Source organism: Clostridium sp. (assembly GCF_036569345.1).
Taxonomy (GTDB): Bacteria; Bacillota; Clostridia; order Clostridiales; family Clostridiaceae; genus Clostridium_AD.
Window position 1 is genome coordinate 25631 of sequence record NZ_DATCQT010000016.1, and the last position, 22175, is coordinate 47805.

The window sequence follows — 22175 nt, forward strand, 5'->3', positions numbered from 1 at the left end:
ATAGAAAGAAGGGTGAAAATGTATAAATTACTTAAAAAAAGTGGTAAAGTAAGACGAGGTGAGTTTACAACACCTCATGGCACAATTCAAACTCCCGTATTTATGAACGTAGGAACTTTGGCAGTTATTAAAGGTGCCGTTTCCACTATGGATTTAAAAGAAATTAATTGTCAAGTAGAATTATCTAATACATATCACTTGCACTTAAGGCCCTCAGACAAAGTAATAAAGAAAATGGGTGGATTACATAAATTTATGAATTGGGATAGGCCTATTCTTACAGATTCAGGTGGTTATCAAGTGTTTTCATTATCAAAAATGAGAAAGATTAAAGAAGAGGGAGTTTACTTTAATTCACATATTGATGGAAAAAAGATATTTATGGGACCAGAAGAAAGTATGCAGATACAAAGCAACTTAGCATCTACTATTGCTATGGCGTTTGATGAATGTATACCAAATCCTTCTACCAGAGAGTATGTAGTAGAGTCAGTAGCAAGAACTACAAGATGGCTAGAAAGATGTAAAGTTGAAATGGATAGATTGAATTCTCTTGAGGATACTATAAATAACAAACAGATGTTATTTGGGATAAATCAAGGTGGAACTTACGAAGATATTAGAATAGAACATGCTAAAACAATTAGCAAAATGAACCTGGATGGCTATGCTATAGGTGGCCTTGCAGTTGGAGAGACTCACGAAGAGATGTATAGGATTATTGATGCAGTTGTTCCATACTTGCCCCAGGATAAACCAATATATCTTATGGGAGTGGGTTATCCAAGCAATATTTTAGAAGCTGTATCAAGAGGTGTAGATTTTTTCGATTGTGTATTACCAGCCAGAAATGGAAGGCATGGGAATGTGTTTACGAGTGATGGTAGAATAAATATAATGAATGCTAAATTTGAACTAGATGCAGCTCCTATAGATGAAGGATGTCAATGCCCTACATGTAAAAATTATACAAGAGCCTATATAAGACACTTATTTAAGGCAAAAGAAATGCTTGCCATGAGGCTTTGTGTACTTCATAATCTGTATTTTTATAATAAACTTATGGAAGATATACGATCTGCAATTGATAATGATTGTTTTGAAGAATTTAAGGCAGAAAAACTTGCCCTGTGGAATGAGTAAACATAATTATTTGCTATAATATGATTAACCTATAAAAGTAACAATAATGGATTAAATTCTTTAGAAATTAATTTTTATAGGAAAATTGTTTTATTATAAGTTAGAAAAAACATTATTGAAAGGAGGGGAATAAAAATGGGACAAATAGGAACTTTATTACCTTTAATATTAATGCTAGCAGTATTTTACCTAGTAATATTTATACCAGAAAACAAAAGAAAGAAAAAATACGCTGCACTTTTAAACAATTTAAAAGTAAACGATGAAGTATTGACTAAAGGCGGTATAATGGGAAAAATCATCAACATTCAAGATGAATACATTATATTAGAAAGTGGTCCAGACAGAACTAGAATTAAATTATCAAAAAGTGGAATAGGTACAGTTACAAACCTAAACAGTGCTGAAGTAGTAGAAGCAAAGTAGAAAATTAAGTAATAAAACCCCTTTTCTAATCATAATTAATATTATAGATTCCAATAAAGAAAAATTTTTTATTGGAATCAAAGGAAAAGGGGGAATTTATATGGAAAATAAAAAAAGATATTCTTACGCTGGCGAAGGAGTATTTAGGGCTGCAATTTTAACCTTAATTATATTGGTTATTTATTCTATAATAACAACCTATTTACCAGCTAGCTTGAAAGTAACATCTGTTTTTTATATTGTAATAACATTAGTTAGTGTACTCTATGGATCAATATTTGCAGCAAAAAAAGCAGGCGAAAAAGGTTGGCTAATGGGTATTATCGTCGCAGCTACCTACATGTTAGTTTTATATCTAGTTAAGGTTTTTGGTGGTGGAAGTGCTGCTATTGGCATGCGGGAAGTAGTAAGAGCGACTTTAGCTCTAGGCATAGGCTCTTTATCTGGAATGCTAGGAATAAATCTATAGAAATACTTTATATAGCTAGATTATTATGATATAATGATGCGGAAACTTTATGATATGGAGGAATAATAATGAAACATATAAAAACTATAAATGCAGCAACAATCAAAGAAAGCTTAAAAAAACCAGGATGCAAGGAATGTGCTAATTCATGTCAATCAGCATGCAAAACTTCTTGCACCGTAGCTAACTTAGCTTGTGAAAACTAACATTTTAACGGGGCAGTAACTTAGGGTTACTGCTTTAAATTTGGTCAGGAGGAAAATAAATGTCGCTAATTCATAAATTTATACAAGATAGCGAATATTATGTGATTGATGTAAATTCTGGAGCACTACATGTGGTTGATGAAATAGTTTATGATCTTTTGGATGATAGTTCCCTTAGAGAGAAAGAAGATTTAATTGAAAAGTTTAAAGGTAAATATAAGGTAGAGGATATCGAGGAAGTGTATAGTGAGGTTCAGAGTTTAATTCAGGGAGGAACTCTATACACAGAAGATTTATATGAAGACATTGCCATGAATGGTGGACAATCAGAACCATACATAAAGGCATTGTGCCTTAATATAATACAAGATTGTAATCTAAGATGTAAATACTGTTTTGCTGATGAGGGTAAATACCATGGTACTAGAAAGGCAATGCCCGTAGAAGTTGGCATGAAAGCGATTGATTTTGTTATAAAAAATTCTGGACCAAGAAAAAATATTGAGATAGATTTATTTGGTGGAGAACCACTTATGGCTTTTGATATGATAAAGGAAATAGTAGAGTATGGAAAAGAACAAGAAAAACTCTATAATAAAGCTATAAGATTTACAATGACAACTAATGCTACATTACTTAATGATGAAATTATGAAGTATTTAGATGAAAACATGGGTAATATAGTCCTTAGCATAGATGGTAGAAAATCTGTAAATGATAAGGTTAGAGTAAAAGTAGATGGTAGTGGATCTTATGAGAGGATACTTCCAAACATTAAAAAGATGGTAGATATGAGAGATAAGTCAAAACAATACTATGTTAGGGGAACCTTCACTAGAGAAAATACTGATTTTTATGAAGATATAAAACATATGGCTGATTTAGGTTTTAAAGAAATATCTATAGAACCAGTAGTTTTACCAAATGATCATAAACTTTCAATTAGAGAGGAAGATCTTCCAGTTATTTTTGAGCAATATGATAAATTATATAAGGACATGATTCAGAGATATAAGGATGGAAATGAATTCAAATTTTATCACTTTAATATAGATTTGCAAGGTGGACCTTGTGTTTATAAAAGAATTGCAGGATGTGGAGCAGGTCATGAATATATAGCGGTTACTCCAGAGGGTGATATATACCCTTGCCATCAATTTGTTGGTAATAAGGATTTCCTAATGGGAGATATATATAATGGAATTAATAATAAAAAAATGGTGAAAGAGTTTAAAGAAGCACACATTTACAATAAACCTAAATGCGTAGAATGTTGGGCTAAATTTTATTGTAGTGGTGGATGTCAAGCAAATAACTTCAACTTTAATGGAGATATGCATATTCCTTATGAAATTGGCTGTAAAATGCAAAAGAAAAGGATAGAATGTGCAATAGCTCTAAAAGCAATAACTATGAATAAGTAAAGTACATACACTTATTATTGACTAATATTGTAAAGCATAATATAATTATACTTATGAATAAGCAGCGAGGGGGATAAAGATGAAAAAGAAAAAAAGTATAATACTTTTTTTAGCCAGTGTTTTAGTTATTGGAATATTGGCATTTGCAGGCTTCCATGGAGTGCAAATGGGAGATTATAGGATTAAACCATTTAGTGAAACAATAAATAAAGGGTTAGACATACAGGGTGGAATATCTGTATTAGAAGAAGTTAAAGGTGGAGTTGTTGATGCAACAACCTTAGACAGAACGATTGAACTTATTTCTATGAGAGTCAACAAAATGGGAGTTAGTGAGACACTAGTTGCCAAAGAAGGTAATAATAGAATTAGAATTGACATACCAGGTAAATTCGATTCTAAAGAAATTCTTGATACAGTTGCAAAATCGGGAGAGCTTAAATTTGTCGGCCCTGATAAAGTAACAATTCTTACAGGTAAAGATGTAAAAGATGCAACTGCTTACATGAATCAAGATAATCAACCTACTATAGGGCTTGTACTTAATGCTACAGGAAAGACAAAGTTTGCAGTAGCAACGCAGAAATTCATAGGAAAGCCAATAACTATTTATATGGATGCTGATGAATTAACTGCTCCTACAGTACAGGCAGTAATAACAGACGGTAATGCTGTTATTACAGGAAGTAAGACTTTACAAGAAGCTACTTCTCAAGCTCAAATCATTAAATCAGGAGCATTGCCTGTAGCTTTAAAAGCTGTTTCAGTTCAAACAGTTGGTGCTACTTTAGGTGCAGAAGCATTGTCACAAAGTATTAAGGCTGGAGCTATAGCACTATTATTTGTATTCTTATTTATGCTTTTATATTATAGAGCACCAGGTATGATTGCATGTATATCTTTAATTTTATATATGGTTTTAGTTCTTGGAGTATTCGTAGCCATTAATGCTACTTTAACACTTTCAGGTATTGCTGGATTCCTACTTACAATTGGTATGGCAGTAGATGCTAATGTGTTAATATTCGAAAGAACAAGAGAAGAACTTAAAACAGGAAAATCAGTAAAGTCTTCAGTAGCTGCTGGGTTTCACAGAGCATTGCCATCAATATTAGATTCAAACATTACAACTATAATGGCAGGTTTGGTTCTTTATTCAATGGGAACAGGAACAGTTAAAGGATTTGCACTAACACTAGTAATTGGTGTAAGTATAAGTTTATTTACAGCACTTACATGCACTGAATTTTTATTAAAATTAGCAGTTGGAATGGGACTAATAAGTAAAACATCTCATTTTGGCGTGAAGAGGGGGTAAACATATGCTAAAGATAGTTGAAAAAACTAAAATATGGTTTGCTATGTCTCTTATCATAATTATAATAGGAATGGGATTTATAGCAACAAAAGGTCTTAATTTCGGTATAGATTTTAAAGGTGGAACTTCACTCACCATAAATATGAATCAAAAATATAATAAAGCAGATGTAGATAAAATAATTGATAAACATGCAAAAGGTGAATATGTATCAAAATCATTAAATGATGGTAAGGAAATCGATATAACTGTAAAAAGCGATGCGCTTACTGCTGATCAAACAGCAACCATGTTAAAAGAAATTAAAACTCAGTTTAAATCTAGTAGTTTAATTTCAGAAAATACAATTGGTGCATCTATTGGTACAGAATTAAAGTCAAAAGCAATAACTGCTTTAATTGTTGCTATGATTTTTATGCTGGTTTATGTTGGCTTTAGATTTGAATTCAAATTTGCAGCTGCAGCCATAATTGCATTAATACACGATATTTTAATAACTATTACAGTATATGCAGTGTTTCAAATAACAGTAAATGCAACTTTTATTGCTGCTATTCTTACTGTAGTTGGTTATTCTATTAACGATACTATTGTTATATTTGATAGAATAAGAGAAAATCAAAAGATTATGAGAAAAGCTTCTATAGAGGATATTACTAATACCAGTGTTACACAAACAATGGCTAGATCAATAAATACAGTTGCTACAGTTTTAATTTGTATATTTTCGGTATATGTATTTGTACCCTCTATAAGAGAACTTAGTTTCCCATTATTATTTGGTATAGGAGTTGGGTGTTATTCTTCAATTTTTATAGCAAGCCCAATGTGGGTTTTGCTTAAAAAAAGAAAAAAGAAAATAACAGCTAAATAAGTAAATTATATCATGCTTAAACTACATCTTAGACCAAACAAATAAAAACCAAAGACAAAGAAGTATGATGTATTATGTACTTCTTTGTCTTTTTTATTTTATGGTATAGGAAATTAAAAAATATTAATCAATTATTGAGTATGAAGTCATTGGAAGATAAATACTTTTGTAAATATTGAAAAAACAATTGTAGAAATGGAAAATTTGAATTATAATTAATATGTTTTCTATTAACATTGAGGAGCTTTTATGATGGATTATCTTAAAAATATGAAAAAGAATAATAATGACTTTATAGATTATAATATGTATAATCCGTTTTTATTAAAAGGAATGGAGGATGCTTTATATAGAATTGTCAAAGCTGTAAATGATAGAGAGAAGATTATCCTTTATGGTTTTTACAATGTAGATAGTATTACAGCAATTTCCTTATTGATGTTAGTGCTTAAATTTGTAAATGCCGATGTTGAGTATTTTATTCCAGGTGAGACTTGTGAAAGTTATGATTTAAATGAAAAAGATATTACAGGTCATATAAAATATTTAGTACCAGGACTTATTATAACCTTGGGTTGCGGGATTAATTCTTTTAATGAAATAGAATTATGTAAAAGCATGGGTATTGATGTTATAATCACGGATTTCCATGAGCCTATTAAACAAGTACCTGATACTATTGTTGTCAATCCAAAACAAAAGGGTTGCAATTATCCCTTTAAGGGATTATGTGCGTCAGGAATGACATTTAAACTAGCTCAAGCAATTTCATCTTACTACAAGATGAAATCCATTAACAAATATATGGATTTGGTAATGATAGGTACTATTTCTAGTAAAGTAAAACTTGTGGGTGAAAATAAAATATTTGCTGAAGAAGGTGTAAAATCATTAAATTGTACTAATAATTACGGGATTTGTGCACTCTTAAAAACCCATAATATTGAGTTTATTGATGAAGAAACAGTTTCAAAATTGGTACTTGCGGTAATGCCTACAATTAATGCTGTGGGAAGAATGGATAATGCTAAAATTCTTGTTGAGTTATTTATTACTTCAGACAAAAATAGAGCACTACAGATATCAAAGTACTTAGATAAGGAACTAAAAAATAGTCTCATATTTTAATGATATATTACATAATAGCCTATTGAACATATAAAACAGCATTGTATTTTGATTTTATTTTAGGGGGGAAGAACTATGAATTTAAAAAATAGCATTAGAATAATAGAAAATTTTCCAAAAGAAGGTATTAGTTTTAAGGACATAACTACATTACTACAAGATGGGGAAGTACTTAAGTATACTATTGATAGTATGGTAACATATCTAAAAGATAAAGAAATAGATGTTATAGTTGGTCCTGAGGCAAGAGGATTTTTATTTGGAGTACCAGTGGCTTATGCTCTTGGAGCAGGTTTTGTGCCAGTAAGAAAACCAGGTAAATTACCATATGATACTATAGAAATTGAGTATGATCTTGAATATGGTAGTGATAAACTTGAAATTCATAAGGATGCAATAAAACCTGGACAAAAGGTGGCTATAGTAGACGATTTGCTTGCGACGGGTGGTACGGTTGGGGCAGTAACAAAACTTATAGAGCAAATGGGTGGAGAGGTTGTTTCCTTAAATTTTGTCGTTGAATTAATAGAGCTTAATGGAAAAGATAGGCTGCAGGGTTATGATATTATGTCTCTTGTAAAGTACAATATTTAATTTGTATTTTAATTCACAATTGTCAATTAGTAAATTAAAATTGCATAAATCTACAAAATATTATATAATATTAGTAAAAAGTATTGGCTGGTTAATTAACCAGCCTTTGATTTTAGGAGTGTATAAGCAATGTTGGAAAAATTGTTACGTAGGATTGAAAATAATTGTAATGCTGTAGACAAAGATCTTATTATTAAAGCCTTTAATTTTTCTTATGCTGCTCATAAAGAGCAAAAGAGAGAGTCAGGTGAACCTTATATCGTACATCCATTAGAAGTAGCCTGCATTTTAGCGAATATGGGACTTGATACTAGCACAATTATTGCAGGATTACTTCATGATGTAATTGAAGACACTGTATATACTTTTGAAGATGTAAGCAGGGAATTTAATATAGAAGTAGCAAATTTAGTTGAGGGAGTCACTAAACTTGGTCTCATAAAATATAAGACTAAGGAAGAAGAACAAGCTGACAATGTTCGAAAAATGCTCTTAGCCATGGCAAAGGATATTAGGGTTATCCTTATTAAACTCGCAGACAGACTTCATAATATGCGAACGCTTAAATATATGCCAGTTGCAAAGCAAAAGCAAAAGGCAAAAGAAACCTTAGATATTTATGCTCCCCTAGCCCATAGGCTTGGAATGTCTAAAATTAAATGGGAACTAGAGGATTTATCACTTAGGTACTTGAACCCAAATGAATACTATAATTTAGTAAGGAAAATTGCTGAAAAAAGAGTCGAGCGAGAAGAAAATATAAATAATATAATAAAAGAATTAAAGTTCAACTTAAATATTGTTGGTATAGAATCTGAAATTGATGGAAGACCAAAACACTTTTACAGCATTTATAGAAAAATGGTTACCAAAAATAAGACGCTCGATCAAGTGTTTGATTTAACTGCAGTTCGAATTTTAGTTAAGGATATAGGGAATTGCTATGCAGCTTTAGGAATAGTGCACACGGTTTACAAACCAATTCCGGGAAGGTTTAAAGACTATATTGCAATGCCAAAACCTAATATGTATCAATCATTACATTCAACAGTAATTGGACCACAAGGGAAGCCCTTTGAAATTCAAATAAGAACCTTTGAGATGCATAAAACAGCGGAGTATGGTATTGCAGCTCATTGGAAGTATAAAGAGGGGGTAGAAGGTGGAGATAATGAAAATATTGATTCTAAATTTTCTTGGTTAAAAGATATTCTTGAATGGCAAGGAGAGACTTTTGATGCAGAAGAGTTTATGGAAGGTTTTAAAATCGATTTATTTTCAGACGAAGTTTTTGTATTCTCGCCTAAGGGTGAGGTTATTAATTTACCGCTTGATGCAACACCTATTGATTTTGCATACAGAATTCATACCGATATTGGGCATAAGTGCATGGGTGCAAAAGTAAACGGAAGAATGGTTCCACTTGAATATCACTTAAAAACTGGAGAAATAGTTGAAGTTATAACTTCAACTGTGCCAAAGGGCCCGAGTATTGATTGGCTAAATATTACAAAGAGCAATCAAGCTAAAAGTAAAATCAAAGCTTGGTTTAAAAAGGCTAAAAGAGAAGAGAGTATTGAAAAAGGGAAAGAACTATTAGAGAGAGAATCTAAAAGGCAAGAATATAATTTTGGAGTAATTGCTAAGGGTGAAGCAATAGAAAAAATATACAAGAAATATAATTTTAGAACTTTAGATGATTTATTTGCTTATGTTGGAGTAGGAGATATTATGCCGTCCACTATAGTTAATAGATTGAAAGAGGTTTTTGAAAATAAAAACAAAGAAAATATGACCGTTGAAGACATAGAGCAAAAGATAACCAAGAGTACAGGAAAAGATGAGAAAAAGAGAATGGAGTACCAAGGTCTAATAGTCAAGGGCGAGGAAAATGTACTTGCACGTTTTGCTAAGTGTTGTAACCCCGTTCCAGGTGATGAAATAATAGGTTATATAACAAAGGGACGCGGAGTGTCTGTTCATAGGCGAGATTGTAAAAATGCTGAAGCCTTAATAAATAATGAAATAAATAAAATGATTGATGTAAGCTGGGGAGCCTCTGAGGGAAAAGACTACATAACTGAGATTCAAATTAGAGCAGATGATAGGTATGGGTTATTGTCTAATATAATGGAGATAATAACACTCACAAAAACACAGTTATACTCAATAAATGCAAAAACCCTGAAAAATAATGTGGCTTTAATAAATATAAAGTTAAAGGTTGATGGAATAGAAAATCTGAAAGACTTACAAAAGAAAATAACAAAATTGACTGGTGTAATAGAAGTTTATAGAATAAAAAACTAAGTTAATGCATTTATTTAAATTAGGAGAGATGTAATTATGAGGGCGGTAGTTCAAAGAGTTAAATATTCAAAGGTTGAAATTCGCGGTACTGTAGTTAGTGAAATTGGTTTTGGATTAAATGTTCTCTTGGGCATATGTGAGGGCGACACGGAAGATGATATAAAATTTCTAAAAGATAAAATATTAAACCTTAGAATTTTTGATGAAGATGAGAAAATGAATTTGTCTTTATTAGATGTCAAGGGTGAACTTCTTGTAGTTTCTCAATTTACACTGTATGGAGATTGCAGAAAAGGTAGAAGGCCAAATTTCATGAGAGCACTTGGTGGGCACCAAGCTGAAAATTTATATTTAGAATTTGTTAGGCAATGTACGGAAGTGCTAGGCGAAGTTAAAACTGGAATATTCGGAGAAGACATGCAGGTTTATATACAAAATGATGGACCAGTAACCTTAATTTTAGAGAGCAAGAAAGACTTCTAGGAGGTTTAGAATGGAAATTAAAAAGATTGTTGTAGGGATGTATGAAGCAAATTGTTATATTATAATGGATAACAATACAAATGAAGCAGTGGTATTAGATCCTGGTGGAGATGTAGATGATATTGTCAATGTTATAAAAAGTATAAATGCGAAGGTTAAGTATATACTTTTGACACATGGTCACATAGATCATACATCAGGAGTTGAACAGCTTAAATCCATTACAAATGCAATAGTATGTATAAGCAAAAAAGACAATGATTTGATAACTGCGGGAGAATATTTATTTGGGCCGCTTATTAAAGGTGGGGCAGATAAATTACTTAAAAATGGGGATATTATAGCAATTTCAAACTTAGAGTTTACGTGTATAGATACCCCAGGCCATACTCCAGGGGGAATGAGCTTTTTAATAAAAAACTGCGCTTTCACTGGAGATACTCTGTTTGCGGGTTCAATAGGACGAACAGACTTTGCAGGAGGAGATTTTAATACTATAATTACTAGTATAAAAGCAAAACTTTTATGTTTAGATGGTGATACAATAGTGTATCCAGGCCATGGACCATATAGCACAATAAATAATGAAAAATTAAACAATCCTTTTTTATAGGGTTAGAATAGAACTATAATAACATTAAGAATTTTATATACTATGTTTTACTAAGGAGTTAAGATGATTAAGGTAAAAGTAAATAACACACAATTTAATTATGATGTATTTCAAATTATAAATCTATTCTTTTTCTTTCCTGATATTAAATTTGTTGAAGAAAATTATGATTTTAATATTGATGTAAAAGAAAATGTTATAGAATTGCAAAAGGGATCTGAAAGTTTTGAGTATTTAATTAATAAGTCATATAAACTTAAGGATGAAGTTAAAAAAGCTGTTTTTTTATATTTTTCAAAAAATACAACCCTTGAGCTTCCTTGGGGTACCGTAATAGGAATTAGGCCTTCCAAAAAAGCCCTTGAACTTTTACAAAAGGGAGTTTCTGAAGATAATATAATAGCATACTTTAAAGATAAACATGTTACGAGAGAGGATAAGGCACGACTTTGTATTGATGTTGCAAAGTTTGAAAGAAATATTGTTAATAAAGAAAAGGACAATATAAGTATCTATATTGATATGCCGTTTTGTCCTACGCGTTGTATATATTGTTCTTTTACATCTAATCCTATTGGAAGTTGCAAAAACATAGTAGGACCGTATCTTGAAGCATTATCGCATGAGATTAAAAGTATTAGTAATTACATAAAGGAAAAGAATCTAAATATTGAATGTATATATTTTGGAGGGGGCACCCCAACGTCTGTAAATGATGAGCAATTTGAGAAGATAATGGAGTGTGTTTATGAGGCATTTATTGAAAATAGCAAGGTGAAAGAATTTACGGTAGAGTGCGGAAGACCTGACAGTATTACACGTCAAAAGTTAATTACTATGAAAAAATATGGAGTTCATAGAATAAGTATTAATCCACAAACTATGAATGATGATACATTGGAATTGATTGGTAGAAACCATAATGTTAATGATGTTTATGAGAAATTTGACATGGCCAGGGAATTAGGTTTTGATAACATAAATATGGACTTAATAGTGGGACTTCCAGGAGAAAAAATTTCACATATAATAAGAACTTGCGACAAAATACTTGGAATTAAACCTGACAGTGTTACAATTCATGGTATGTCTATAAAAAGGGCATCAAGGCTCCATGAAAATATGCTTAATAATTATAGATTTGAAGTTCCAGCTCAAGAGGAATTAAACAAAATGTATGGACTTACTGTTGAATTATCTAAAAAACTTAATATGAAACCTTATTATATGTATAAGCAGAAAAATATGGTGGGTAATATGGAGAATGTTGGTTATGCGATTCCAGGTAAAGAGGGGATATACAATATTCAAATGATTGAAGAAAAACAAACTGTTATTGCACTAGGTGCGGACGCAGTATCTAAAGTTGTTTTTTTAGATGAAAACAGGCATGAAAGATTTGCAAATGTTAAAGATGTTCGGGAATACATAAAAAGAGTAGATGAAATGATTGAAAAGAAAATTATTCTGCTCGAGACTTTATATAGTTAAAGAATTAATTGGATTTATTTAATATTATTAGGGCTTAAGTCTTACAATTAAATATTAAGACAAGCGCATTAAGGTGAAAGGAAGTAAATAAAATGGCAGAGGCATTAGATGGTTTAAAAAGGACCAATATGTGTGGCGATCTTAGGGAATCACATATATCAAACGAAGTAACCGTTATGGGATGGGTTCAAAGAAAAAGGAATCTAGGAGGACTTGTTTTTATAGATTTAAGAGATAGAACAGGTTTATTACAATTAGTATTTGGGGAAGAAATAAATAAAGAAGCTTTTGAAAAGGCAGATTTAGTTAAACCTGAATATTGCATTGCTGTAACTGGTCAGCTTATTAAAAGACAATCTCCAAATGAAAATATGCCAACTGGACTTGTAGAAGTTAAAGGGGAAAACATAAAGATATTGTCTGAATCAGAAACTCCACCTATATATATAAAAGAAGGATTAGATGCGTCAGAAAATATACGTTTAAAGTATAGATACCTTGATTTAAGAAGGCCAGATATGCAAAAAATATTTATGATACGTCATAAAACATCTAAAGTAGTTAGAGATTTTCTCGATGAAAATGGTTTTTTAGAAATTGAAACACCAATGCTTACAAAAAGTACTCCAGAGGGTGCTCGCGATTATTTAGTACCAAGTAGAAATTACCCAGGTATGTTCTATGCACTTCCACAATCACCACAATTATTTAAACAATTACTGATGGTGTCTGGATATGATAAGTATTACCAAATAGCAAGGTGTTTTAGAGATGAAGACTTAAGAGCTAATAGACAACCGGAATTTACACAAATAGATATAGAAATGTCATTTGTCGAGGAAGACGATGTTATAGCTGTAAATGAAGAGTTGATTAAAAAAGTATTTAAAGAAGTGGTAAATGAAGATGTAAAACTCCCTATAAAAAGAATTACATACAAAGAGGCACTGGACAAATATGGGTCAGACAAACCGGATTTAAGATTTGGCATGACAATAACAGATATTACGAGTGAGGTAAGAGAGAGTGAATTTGTAGTATTTAATAATGCCATTGAAAATGGTGGATCAGTAAGAGCTATAAAGGTTGATAATGCTGCTGATATGGGCAGAAAGAAATTAGATAAATTAGGTGAGTTTGTTAAGACTTACAGAGCAAAAGGACTTGCATGGATTGCATTTAAAGAAGATGGAATTAAATCACCTATCTCTAAGTTTTTTAATGATACACAAATGCAAGCTATCTTAAAAAAGGTAGATGCAAAAACAGGGGATTTAGTACTTATTGTTGCAGATAAAGATAGCGTCGTTTTACAGTCTTTAGGTGCATTAAGATTACGAGTTGCTAAAGAACTTGAGATATTAAGTGGTAGCACAGAGTTTAACTTTGTATGGGTAACAGAGTTTCCATTATTTGATTATAGTGAAGAAGAAAGTAGATATGTAGCGGCTCATCATCCTTTCACAATGCCAATGGATGAGGATCTACAATACTTAGAATCAGAGCCAGGTAGAGTTCGTGCTAAGGCCTATGACATAGTGCTAAACGGAGAAGAATTAGGTGGCGGAAGTATTAGAATACATAATTCTTCATTGCAAGAAACTATGTTTAAAGTTTTAGGGTTTACGAGGGAGAAAGCATGGGAAAGATTTGGATTCCTTCTCGAAGCGTTCAAATATGGACCACCACCACACGGCGGACTTGCTTTTGGACTCGATAGAATGATAATGTTCTTAGCAGGAACGGAAAACATTAAAGACGTAATTGCCTTCCCTAAAAATCAAAATGCTTACTGCCCTATGAGTGAAGCTCCAAATATAGTTGATGACAAACAGCTCAAAGAGCTTAGTATTACAAAAGCAGAGATCAAATAGAATTAGCTGTTAAAGTCCACTATACTATGTCTGGGAGTGGTAAAATGATAAACGAAAAAGACAAATCAATAAATGATGAACTAGTGAAAGACATCCAAGTAAGGCTTAGAAAAATTGAGGGGCAGGTAAAAGGTATAGAGAAAATGGTGTCCAGTGATGCCTGTTGCAAAAATATATTGGTACAGGTTGCGGCAGTACGAGCTGCTATGAACAGTGTTGGTGGGCTTGTTTTAGAGAGGTATACAAAGAACTGCCTTATTCATGAAGATAACAAAGTAGAGGAAGAAAAAATAGAAGAATTGGTTTCAACTTTCCTTATGTTTTTAAAGTAAATAAAAGAAATAAAAATAAAGAAGTAAAATTTGATGTTAAATTTTACTTCTTTATTTTTTTAAAAATTGTACTTATGGAAGCTACGAAAACTATTCCAACTGCAATTGCACCTGCACTAAACAATGTTTCAGTACCCTTAGTTAGAGCCACAGTTAAATTTCCCTTTACAGCCTCAAGAGTAGCGTAATACATTCCACCACCAGGCACAAGGGGTATAATTGCACAGATAATAAACATTGTCACGGGATTCTTATATACTCTTGCCATTATTTCTGAGTAAATACTTCCAACAATAGATGCAAGAAACAATGAAAAAATAATGGAAGGTTGTAGTCTTCCTGAAATAAGATAGGTTAGCCATGAAAGTCCTCCTCCAATTGAAGCAATTATTAGGAGTTTACCTCTTATATTAAACAGTATTCCAAAACCAAAAGAACTTAAAAAAGCATATAAAGAATTAAGAATCATATAAAATTACCTCCAAACAACAAAAACCATATTTTGAAAACTATACTTGTGCCTGCAGCTATTGCAATGGCTATAAATAAAGCTTCTATTGACCTAGAGATTCCTGAAACTAAATCACCCGCAATAGTATCGCGTATGGCATTAGTTATTGCGATGCCAGGTACTAGTAGCATTATAGAACCTATAATTATAGTATCCATATTTCCTACTACATTTAGTGAGGTAGCTAAAAGGGCTATGAATGCAGCTAAAGAACCACCCAGCATATTTTTCAGGAAACTATTCACACCTAATTTATCTAAAGATAAACTTAAATAATTTATTAGAGCTCCAATTATAAAGGCCACAAAAAAATCTTTATAATTCCCACCAAAAAGTAAAGTAAAAAATCCTGCAGAACAAGCAGAAAAAAAAGTTGTGGTCTTCTGAGAATAAGGTGTCAAATTATTAATATAATCGATTTTTTTTCTTACATCACTTATGGACATTGGGCTGAGTACTAATTCTCTAGATAGATTGTTAATCATGGAAACCTTACTAAGGTTAACTGTTCTAAGGTGTATTCTTCTAATTATAGAAATGGTCTGGTTTTCACTATTAGTTATTGAAATCATAATACCTGTAGGAGTAACAAAACATTCAGTTCGTGGTATGCCATAAGAGCTACATATCATAGTAATTGTTTGTTCAACTCTATATGTTTCTCCACCATTTTCTAATATGATTTTACCAGCTTCAGCAGCTATATGAATAATATCATCAATATGCATTAGGTCTCCTTTCGCTAAAAAACACTTTTAGATTTTTGTTGATTATTACAAATAAAAAATATTATACATTAAATTTTGAAAAGCATAAAATAATAAAATTGCTCTATTAGTATATACCATAAATCCGTTAGATTTGTATTAGTTAGAAAATTAAATTATTTATAATTATTTAAAGATTAAAATATATTATATTATAATCGTTTTCATTTGTTTTAATAAACAATATTAGTAATAATAAATAAAAAATCGGGAAGATTTAGGGGAATTTTCATGTTTTAGTTGATAAAATTGTTATTAAATTTTATAATATAAACATAATAAATATTTTAAGATTTTAGAATATTTTTTTTATTGATTTATAATATTATTATTGCAATCATTTTAATGGATTAATTAACTTAAAAGATGAAAGGATGGTTATGAATATGAAAGAATATTTAAAAAACAGTGACTTAGAGATTTATGAAATTATTAAAGAGGAAAATAAAAGACAAGAGGATCATATTGAACTAATTGCTTCTGAGAATTTTGTTAGTAGAGCAGTACTTGAGGCAAATGGGTCTATATTAACTAATAAATATGCAGAAGGGTATCCCGCTAAAAGATATTATGGAGGGTGTGAAGTAGTTGATAAAGCAGAAAATTTAGCTCGCGATAGAATGAAAGAACTTTTCGGGGGAGATCATGTTAATGTGCAACCTCATTCAGGTTCTCAAGCTAATATGGCTGTATACTTCTCAGTTCTCAAACCAGGAGATACGGTACTCGGTATGAATTTAAGTCATGGTGGACACTTAACTCATGGAAGTTCAGTGAATTTTTCAGGAATGTTATATAACTTCATTTCTTATGGCGTTAATTTAGAAACAGAGACTATAGACTATGAAGAAGTTAGATCGCTCGCTAAAAAACACAATCCTAAAATGATAGTTATTGGTGCTAGTGCGTACCCAAGAGCTATAGATTTTACTCGTTTTAAAGAAATTTGTGATGAAGTGGGGGCATATATGTTTGTAGACATGGCTCATATAGCAGGGCTTGTTGCAACGGGAGCACACCAGTCTCCAGTGCCATATGCTGATTTTGTTACTACTACAACCCACAAAACTCTAAGAGGACCTAGAGGTGGAGCAATTATATGTAAAGAAAAATATGCAAAACAAATAGATAAATCTATTTTCCCAGGTATGCAAGGCGGACCATTAATGCATACTATAGCAGCTAAGGCAGTTTGTTTTGGGGAAGCTCTTAGACCAGAATTTAAAGTTTATATTGAACAAGTGGTTAAAAATGCAAAGGTGCTTGGAGAAGAGCTTCTTAAATATGGTTTTAAATTAGTATCAGGGGGTACTGACAATCACCTTTTACTTATAGAGTTAACAAATAAAAATATTACTGGTAAAGAAGCTGAAAAGCTATTAGATCTTGTGGGTATTACTGTGAATAAAAATACTGTACCGAATGAAACTTTAAGTCCATTTGTTACAAGTGGTATAAGAATTGGAACACCTGCTGTAACTACGAGAGGATTTAAGGAAGAAGAAATGAAAAAAATAGCTGAGCTTATAAATGAAACTATAGAAGGTAGAGAAGGAAATTTAGAACCAATTAGAGAGAAAGTAGTGAAGTTATGTAGCATGTATCCATTATATTAATACATAATTTAAAAAAGGTTGAGTGGAATAGCTAAATGATTCCATTCGGCCTTTTTTGTATGATAGATGTGCGATGTATACTTCATTGTTACTATTTTAGGTCAATTATGAAAGAAGGTAATACTTAAGTTATGAATATTATAAAAAAATTTATTAGTTACTATAAGCCATATAAGGGCATGTTTTTTATGGACATGTTTTGTGCATTTATATTATCATCAATAGATCTTGTCTTTCCTATAATTGTGAGATTTCTGTTGAATAATGTGTACACATTGGGTAAAGCCCAAATATTAAGATACATAACATTGATTGGTGGTGCGTTACTTGTTATGTATATTATTAGGTATTTTTGTCAGTATTATATAACATCCTGGGGACATATAATGGGGGCAAGAATGGAAGCCGATATGAGAAATGATATATTCAGCCATCTTCAAAGATTAAGTTTTTCTTATTATGACAATACCAATACTGGAAAACTTATGTCAAGAATAGTCACCGACTTGTTTGATATATCAGAACTCGCTCATCATGGACCTGAGGACATTTTTATATCTATATTGAAAATAGTAGGTTCTTTTGTTATTCTTATGAGCATTAATGTTAATATAACTGCCATATTAATATTTATTACTCTCTTCATGGCATATTTTTCAATTACCTATAACAAAAAAATGAAATCAATATTTAAAAAGAATAGAGAGAAAATAGCAAATGTAAATGCTCAAATTCAAGATAGTCTCTCGGGGATAAGAGTTGTAAAATCATTTTCAAATGAACAGATTGAGAGAAACAAATTCAAAAGAGGTAATGATGAATTCCTTAATACAAAGGAAGTAGGTTATACAATAATGGGAAGATTCTTTAGTATGAATGGTTTCTTTCAAGGAATTTTATATCTCTGCGTAGTTTTATTTGGAGGAGTTTTTATAAGTTTTGGTAGCTTAAATACAACAGACTTAGTTGTTTATATTTTATATATTAACATCTTTTTAAATCCAATTGAGAAGTTGGTGAATTTTACTGAGCAGTACCAAAGAGGCATAACAGGGTTTGAAAGATTTTTAGAGGTAATAAACACCCTTCCAGACATTGTAGACAAGAAGGATGCAATAGAACTTGATAATATCAAAGGAAAGATTAGTTTTAATAATGTATCTTTTAGTTATGATAATAAGAATACTATACTTAGTAATATTAATGTATCTGTAGAGGCTGGAAAGACAGTAGCTATAGTAGGTCCATCAGGGGGAGGTAAGACTACTTTCTGTAGTATAATTCCAAGATTTTATGAAATAGATGAAGGCGCTGTAAAAATAGATGATATTGACATTAAAGATATTAAATTAAAATCATTAAGAAATAATATTGGTATAGTGCAGCAGGATGTTTATATGTTCGCAGGAACAATAAGAGAAAATATAGCTTACGGTAGACCAAGTGCCACTGATGAGGATATGATAAAGGCTTCAAAACGTGCAAATGCGCATGAATTTATTATGGGGCTTGAAGAAGGTTATGACACCTATGTTGGAGAAAGAGGAGTTAAGCTATCTGGAGGTCAAAAACAGAGAATATCCATAGCTAGAGTATTTTTAAAAAATCCTCCTATTTTGATATTAGATGAAGCAACATCTGCTCTAGACAATGAGAGTGAGCGGCTGATACAAAATTCTTTAGAGAAACTTTCTCGTCATCGCACCACTATAATAATAGCCCACAGACTTAGTACAATAAAAAATGCGGATACTATTTTAGTTTTGACAGAGGAAGGAATAGCAGAAGAAGGGACGCATTTTGAACTTCTAGAAAAAAATGGTACATATGCAAGGCTCTATAATATGCAGTTTGATATACTTTAAGTTATTATAATTGCAACTTAATATTATGTGATATTTTAATATAATTATGGACACCTTAATATAAGAAGAGGTGGTTTTATGAAAATTAAGGTAGCATGTATTTTATTATTGGGTATGTGTATGATTGGATACAATCGCACTGCTGAGGCAAGTACAATGGTAGAAGGAATAAATATGTCTCAAAAACAAAACATAGTAGCTCAAAGACAATTGAAAATCATAAATTCTGTAACTGACGTTAAGCTGGGGCAAACAGGGGTTATAACAATACAAGGAGTTCCGAACACTTTATATAACATAAAAACTTCATATAAATCAGGTAATAAAACAATTTATGTTGTACAATGGCGAACTACAGATCGAACAGGAGTTACTACATTTAATTGGATAGTTGGCATGGAAAGCATGGCAGGCACATATGATGCCACAATATCTGGTGGAGGGGATATTCTAAAGACATACCATAAGGTCATTTCATAACATATCAAAATAAATTATTAATGTTAAAAACAGAAATAGTAACATTATATATAATTAACGGCACTTAGAAAATGATTCATACTTTCTAAGTGCTGTTATTTTAAGTTAAACTAAATTTTAAATATTAAATTGTATTATATTTAAATTACATTATACTTAAATATAAGCGAAATTAAAAATAGGGGGTACATAATAATATGAGAAAAAACATATTAGTTATATTAGTTTTATTTACATTTGTTTTTTTTACTGGTTGTAATAAAAAAATATCATCTGAAAATACTACTCCAGCGAGAAGTGGTAATTCTAATGTGCAAAATAATAATTTAAAAATATCTATTGCTACACCTAAGATAGAAAATTATTATCCCTTTGAAAAAAATGTGAAATATAGTTATGTTGGAAATGGTAATGAATATGCAACCTATTATTATAATGTAGATTATGTAAGTGCAAATCGAGAACAGATAAGAACTAACAATGGTGGTACAGAAACTGTAAAGGTAATTGAAAATAAAGATGGTGAATTAAGACTTATATTTTTAAAATCAGAAATTTATTATAGAGAAAATTTCACTTTGAAAAATAATGCTAAACCTGAAATTTTATTAAAGGAACCTCTTATAAAGGGTAACTCATGGACATTGCTAGATGGTAATGTGAGGAGCATAAGCAATGTTAATGTTGTTATTACTACACCATTAGGTAATTATAAATGTATCGAGGTCTCTACAGTGAGAAAGGATGGCATTGTAAAAGATTATTACGCTCCGAATATTGGATTAGTTAAAACCATATTGGAATCCAATGGCACTAAGGTGAGTTCTTCTTTGAGTAAGATAGAGAAAAATGTGTCATTTGTTCAAATAGTTAAATTTTATTTTCCAAACGGCAATGATGGTGTTAATTACATTACTAATGAAAAACTTTCATTCAATACAAATTATATAACTAAAACAATTTTTGAAAAAGTTTTCAAGGAAGTCCCAAATAAAAATGTAGGCAAAGTAATTAGCCCTAACACAAAAATTAAAAGTCTTTATTTAAATATAGATGGTATGGTACACGTAGATTTTTCAAAAGAATTTACAGAGGAAATGAATGCTGGCAGTGGTTATGAAAGCCAAATACTTCAATGCATTACGAATACATTGGGTGATTATTATATGGTGAAAAAGGTTTATATAACTGTTGAAGGCAAGCCTTATAGTTCTGGACATGTTTTAATGAAAAAGGGTGAAGCTTTTATTGTAGATTATAAGAATACAAAATAATTATAAGAGTAATTTATGGTTGTATCTTTTTATACTAAATTTTGATATAATTAAAAACGTTAACGTGCATATAGTTATTAAATAATATAAAGTAATACTAGGGGGATGAATTATGATAGACTCACATGTACATACAGAGTTTTCAGACGATTCTCAAATGAAACTTCAGGATGCGCTTAAGCAATCAAGAAATTTAGGCATAGGTATGACGCTTACAGAACATCTAGATTTAAAATTTCCGCCGGGAATAGACAATATATTTGATATGGATAAATATTTTAATGACTACGAGAAGTATAGGAGTAGTCAGTTTATGCTTGGAATTGAAATTGGAATGCAGCAAAACTGCTTAGAGGAAAATAGAGAAATCTTGAGAAAATATTCTTTTGACTATGTAATTGGCTCTATACATGCAGCAAAGGGAGAAGATATTTATTATCCCGAATATTATGAAGGTAAAACTAAAAAAGAAGCCTTTGAGCAATATTTTTCAAGTATGATTGATAACGTAAAACAATACGACTTTATTGATAGTTTAGGGCATATTGACTATATATCTCGGTATGCTACTTTTGAGGATAATGAAATACATTATCATGAATTTGATGAATATATTAATGAAGTTATAAAAACTATATTACATAACGGAAAAATAATGGAGATTAACACTAGAAGATTAGATAATAAGCAAGCATATAATAATTTAATTAATATTTATAAAGCATATAATCAAATGGGTGGGAAATATGTAACAATTGGCTCAGATGCTCATAGTGCCCAGAATATTGGTAACTATTTTACGGAAGCTATTAAAATATGTGAGATATGTAATCTGAAACCAGTGTATTTTAAAAAGAGAAAAATGGAGTATATGTCCATTTAAAAAGCTTGATTAAGTGAAATGGCGGTATTAAGAGGTCTTAATACTGCCATTTTATATTAAGTTATTGTAATTATTATTATTATTATTATTATTT

At 30.9% G+C, this 22175-nt stretch carries 22 protein-coding genes; 20 read left to right on the forward strand and 2 right to left on the reverse strand.

The window, feature by feature from the left end; all coding sequences use genetic code 11:
* Window positions 1-18: 18 nt before the first annotated feature.
* The 15 genes from tgt (at window position 19) to VIM70_RS00725 (ending at window position 14685) form a co-directional block, all read left to right on the forward strand.
* On the forward strand, window positions 19-1143 hold the full coding sequence (gene tgt, locus VIM70_RS00655; RefSeq protein WP_331943069.1) for a tRNA guanosine(34) transglycosylase Tgt: 1125 nt from the start codon (window positions 19-21) through the stop codon (window positions 1141-1143).
* Between the two features lie 135 nt (window positions 1144-1278).
* On the forward strand, window positions 1279-1569 hold the full coding sequence (gene yajC, locus VIM70_RS00660; RefSeq protein ID WP_331943071.1) for a preprotein translocase subunit YajC: 291 nt from the start codon (window positions 1279-1281) through the stop codon (window positions 1567-1569).
* Between the two features lie 100 nt (window positions 1570-1669).
* Window positions 1670-2038: a TIGR04086 family membrane protein gene (locus VIM70_RS00665; RefSeq protein ID WP_331943073.1), complete on the forward strand. Its 369-nt coding sequence runs from the start codon at window positions 1670-1672 to the stop codon at window positions 2036-2038.
* A gap of 68 nt (window positions 2039-2106) precedes the next feature.
* Window positions 2107-2244, forward strand: a complete 138-nt coding sequence (gene scfA, locus VIM70_RS00670; RefSeq protein WP_071612985.1) for a six-cysteine ranthipeptide SCIFF — start codon at window positions 2107-2109, stop codon at window positions 2242-2244.
* 59 nt (window positions 2245-2303) lie between these two features.
* Window positions 2304-3668: a thioether cross-link-forming SCIFF peptide maturase gene (gene scfB, locus VIM70_RS00675; protein WP_331943089.1), complete on the forward strand. Its 1365-nt coding sequence runs from the start codon at window positions 2304-2306 to the stop codon at window positions 3666-3668.
* A gap of 79 nt (window positions 3669-3747) precedes the next feature.
* On the forward strand, window positions 3748-4986 hold the full coding sequence (gene secD, locus VIM70_RS00680) for a protein translocase subunit SecD (protein ID WP_331943091.1): 1239 nt from the start codon (window positions 3748-3750) through the stop codon (window positions 4984-4986).
* A 4-nt stretch (window positions 4987-4990) separates the two neighbouring features.
* Window positions 4991-5860 (forward strand): protein translocase subunit SecF, encoded by an 870-nt coding sequence (secF, locus tag VIM70_RS00685; RefSeq protein ID WP_331943093.1) that lies wholly within the window; start codon window positions 4991-4993, stop codon window positions 5858-5860.
* A gap of 249 nt (window positions 5861-6109) precedes the next feature.
* Window positions 6110-6988, forward strand: coding sequence for a DHH family phosphoesterase (locus VIM70_RS00690; RefSeq protein ID WP_331943095.1), 879 nt, complete (start codon window positions 6110-6112; stop codon window positions 6986-6988).
* Between the two features lie 75 nt (window positions 6989-7063).
* Complete coding sequence (locus tag VIM70_RS00695) at window positions 7064-7582, forward strand: adenine phosphoribosyltransferase (protein ID WP_331943097.1); 519 nt, start codon at window positions 7064-7066, stop codon at window positions 7580-7582.
* 129 nt (window positions 7583-7711) lie between these two features.
* Window positions 7712-9892, forward strand: coding sequence for a bifunctional (p)ppGpp synthetase/guanosine-3',5'-bis(diphosphate) 3'-pyrophosphohydrolase (locus tag VIM70_RS00700; RefSeq protein ID WP_331943099.1), 2181 nt, complete (start codon window positions 7712-7714; stop codon window positions 9890-9892).
* Window positions 9893-9928: 36 nt separating this feature from the next.
* On the forward strand, window positions 9929-10375 hold the full coding sequence (gene dtd, locus VIM70_RS00705; protein WP_331943101.1) for a D-aminoacyl-tRNA deacylase: 447 nt from the start codon (window positions 9929-9931) through the stop codon (window positions 10373-10375).
* 10 nt (window positions 10376-10385) lie between these two features.
* Window positions 10386-10988 carry an MBL fold metallo-hydrolase gene (locus VIM70_RS00710; RefSeq protein ID WP_331943103.1) on the forward strand — a complete coding sequence of 201 codons (603 nt, stop codon included), beginning with the start codon at window positions 10386-10388 and terminating at the stop codon, window positions 10986-10988.
* Window positions 10989-11051: 63 nt separating this feature from the next.
* Entirely contained in the window at window positions 11052-12479 is a 1428-nt protein-coding gene (locus VIM70_RS00715) for a coproporphyrinogen III oxidase (protein WP_331943105.1), read from the forward strand.
* Between the two features lie 92 nt (window positions 12480-12571).
* The gene (aspS, locus tag VIM70_RS00720; protein WP_331943107.1) at window positions 12572-14353 is read left to right on the forward strand and encodes an aspartate--tRNA ligase; all 1782 of its coding nucleotides are present in this window, start codon (window positions 12572-12574) and stop codon (window positions 14351-14353) included.
* A 44-nt stretch (window positions 14354-14397) separates the two neighbouring features.
* Window positions 14398-14685 carry a metal-sensitive transcriptional regulator gene (locus VIM70_RS00725; RefSeq protein WP_331943109.1) on the forward strand — a complete coding sequence of 96 codons (288 nt, stop codon included), beginning with the start codon at window positions 14398-14400 and terminating at the stop codon, window positions 14683-14685.
* Window positions 14686-14728: 43 nt separating this feature from the next.
* Here the strand turns inward: VIM70_RS00725 and VIM70_RS00730 are convergent, their stop codons facing one another.
* Together VIM70_RS00730 and VIM70_RS00735 are read right to left on the reverse strand one after the other, a co-directional pair.
* Window positions 14729-15154 carry a threonine/serine exporter family protein gene (locus VIM70_RS00730; protein WP_331943111.1) on the reverse strand — a complete coding sequence of 142 codons (426 nt, stop codon included), beginning with the start codon at window positions 15152-15154 and terminating at the stop codon, window positions 14729-14731.
* Complete coding sequence (locus VIM70_RS00735) at window positions 15151-15924, reverse strand: threonine/serine exporter family protein (protein ID WP_331943113.1); 774 nt, start codon at window positions 15922-15924, stop codon at window positions 15151-15153. The genes VIM70_RS00730 and VIM70_RS00735 overlap by 4 nt, the downstream gene beginning before the upstream one ends.
* 425 nt (window positions 15925-16349) lie before the next feature.
* On the opposite strand from VIM70_RS00735, the gene glyA reads away from it, so the two are divergent.
* The 5 genes from glyA (at window position 16350) to VIM70_RS00760 (ending at window position 22081) form a co-directional block, all read left to right on the forward strand.
* The gene (glyA, locus tag VIM70_RS00740) at window positions 16350-17579 is read left to right on the forward strand and encodes a serine hydroxymethyltransferase (RefSeq protein ID WP_414648633.1); all 1230 of its coding nucleotides are present in this window, start codon (window positions 16350-16352) and stop codon (window positions 17577-17579) included.
* A gap of 131 nt (window positions 17580-17710) precedes the next feature.
* Entirely contained in the window at window positions 17711-19444 is a 1734-nt protein-coding gene (locus tag VIM70_RS00745) for an ABC transporter ATP-binding protein (protein WP_331943117.1), read from the forward strand.
* A gap of 78 nt (window positions 19445-19522) precedes the next feature.
* A complete protein-coding gene (locus VIM70_RS00750; RefSeq protein WP_331943119.1) occupies window positions 19523-19924 on the forward strand; it encodes a hypothetical protein in 402 nt (133 codons plus the stop codon).
* A 197-nt stretch (window positions 19925-20121) separates the two neighbouring features.
* Window positions 20122-21198, forward strand: coding sequence for a GerMN domain-containing protein (locus tag VIM70_RS00755; protein ID WP_331943121.1), 1077 nt, complete (start codon window positions 20122-20124; stop codon window positions 21196-21198).
* Between the two features lie 112 nt (window positions 21199-21310).
* A complete protein-coding gene (locus VIM70_RS00760; RefSeq protein ID WP_331943123.1) occupies window positions 21311-22081 on the forward strand; it encodes a histidinol phosphate phosphatase in 771 nt (256 codons plus the stop codon).
* The last annotated feature ends 94 nt before the right edge of the window (window positions 22082-22175 follow it).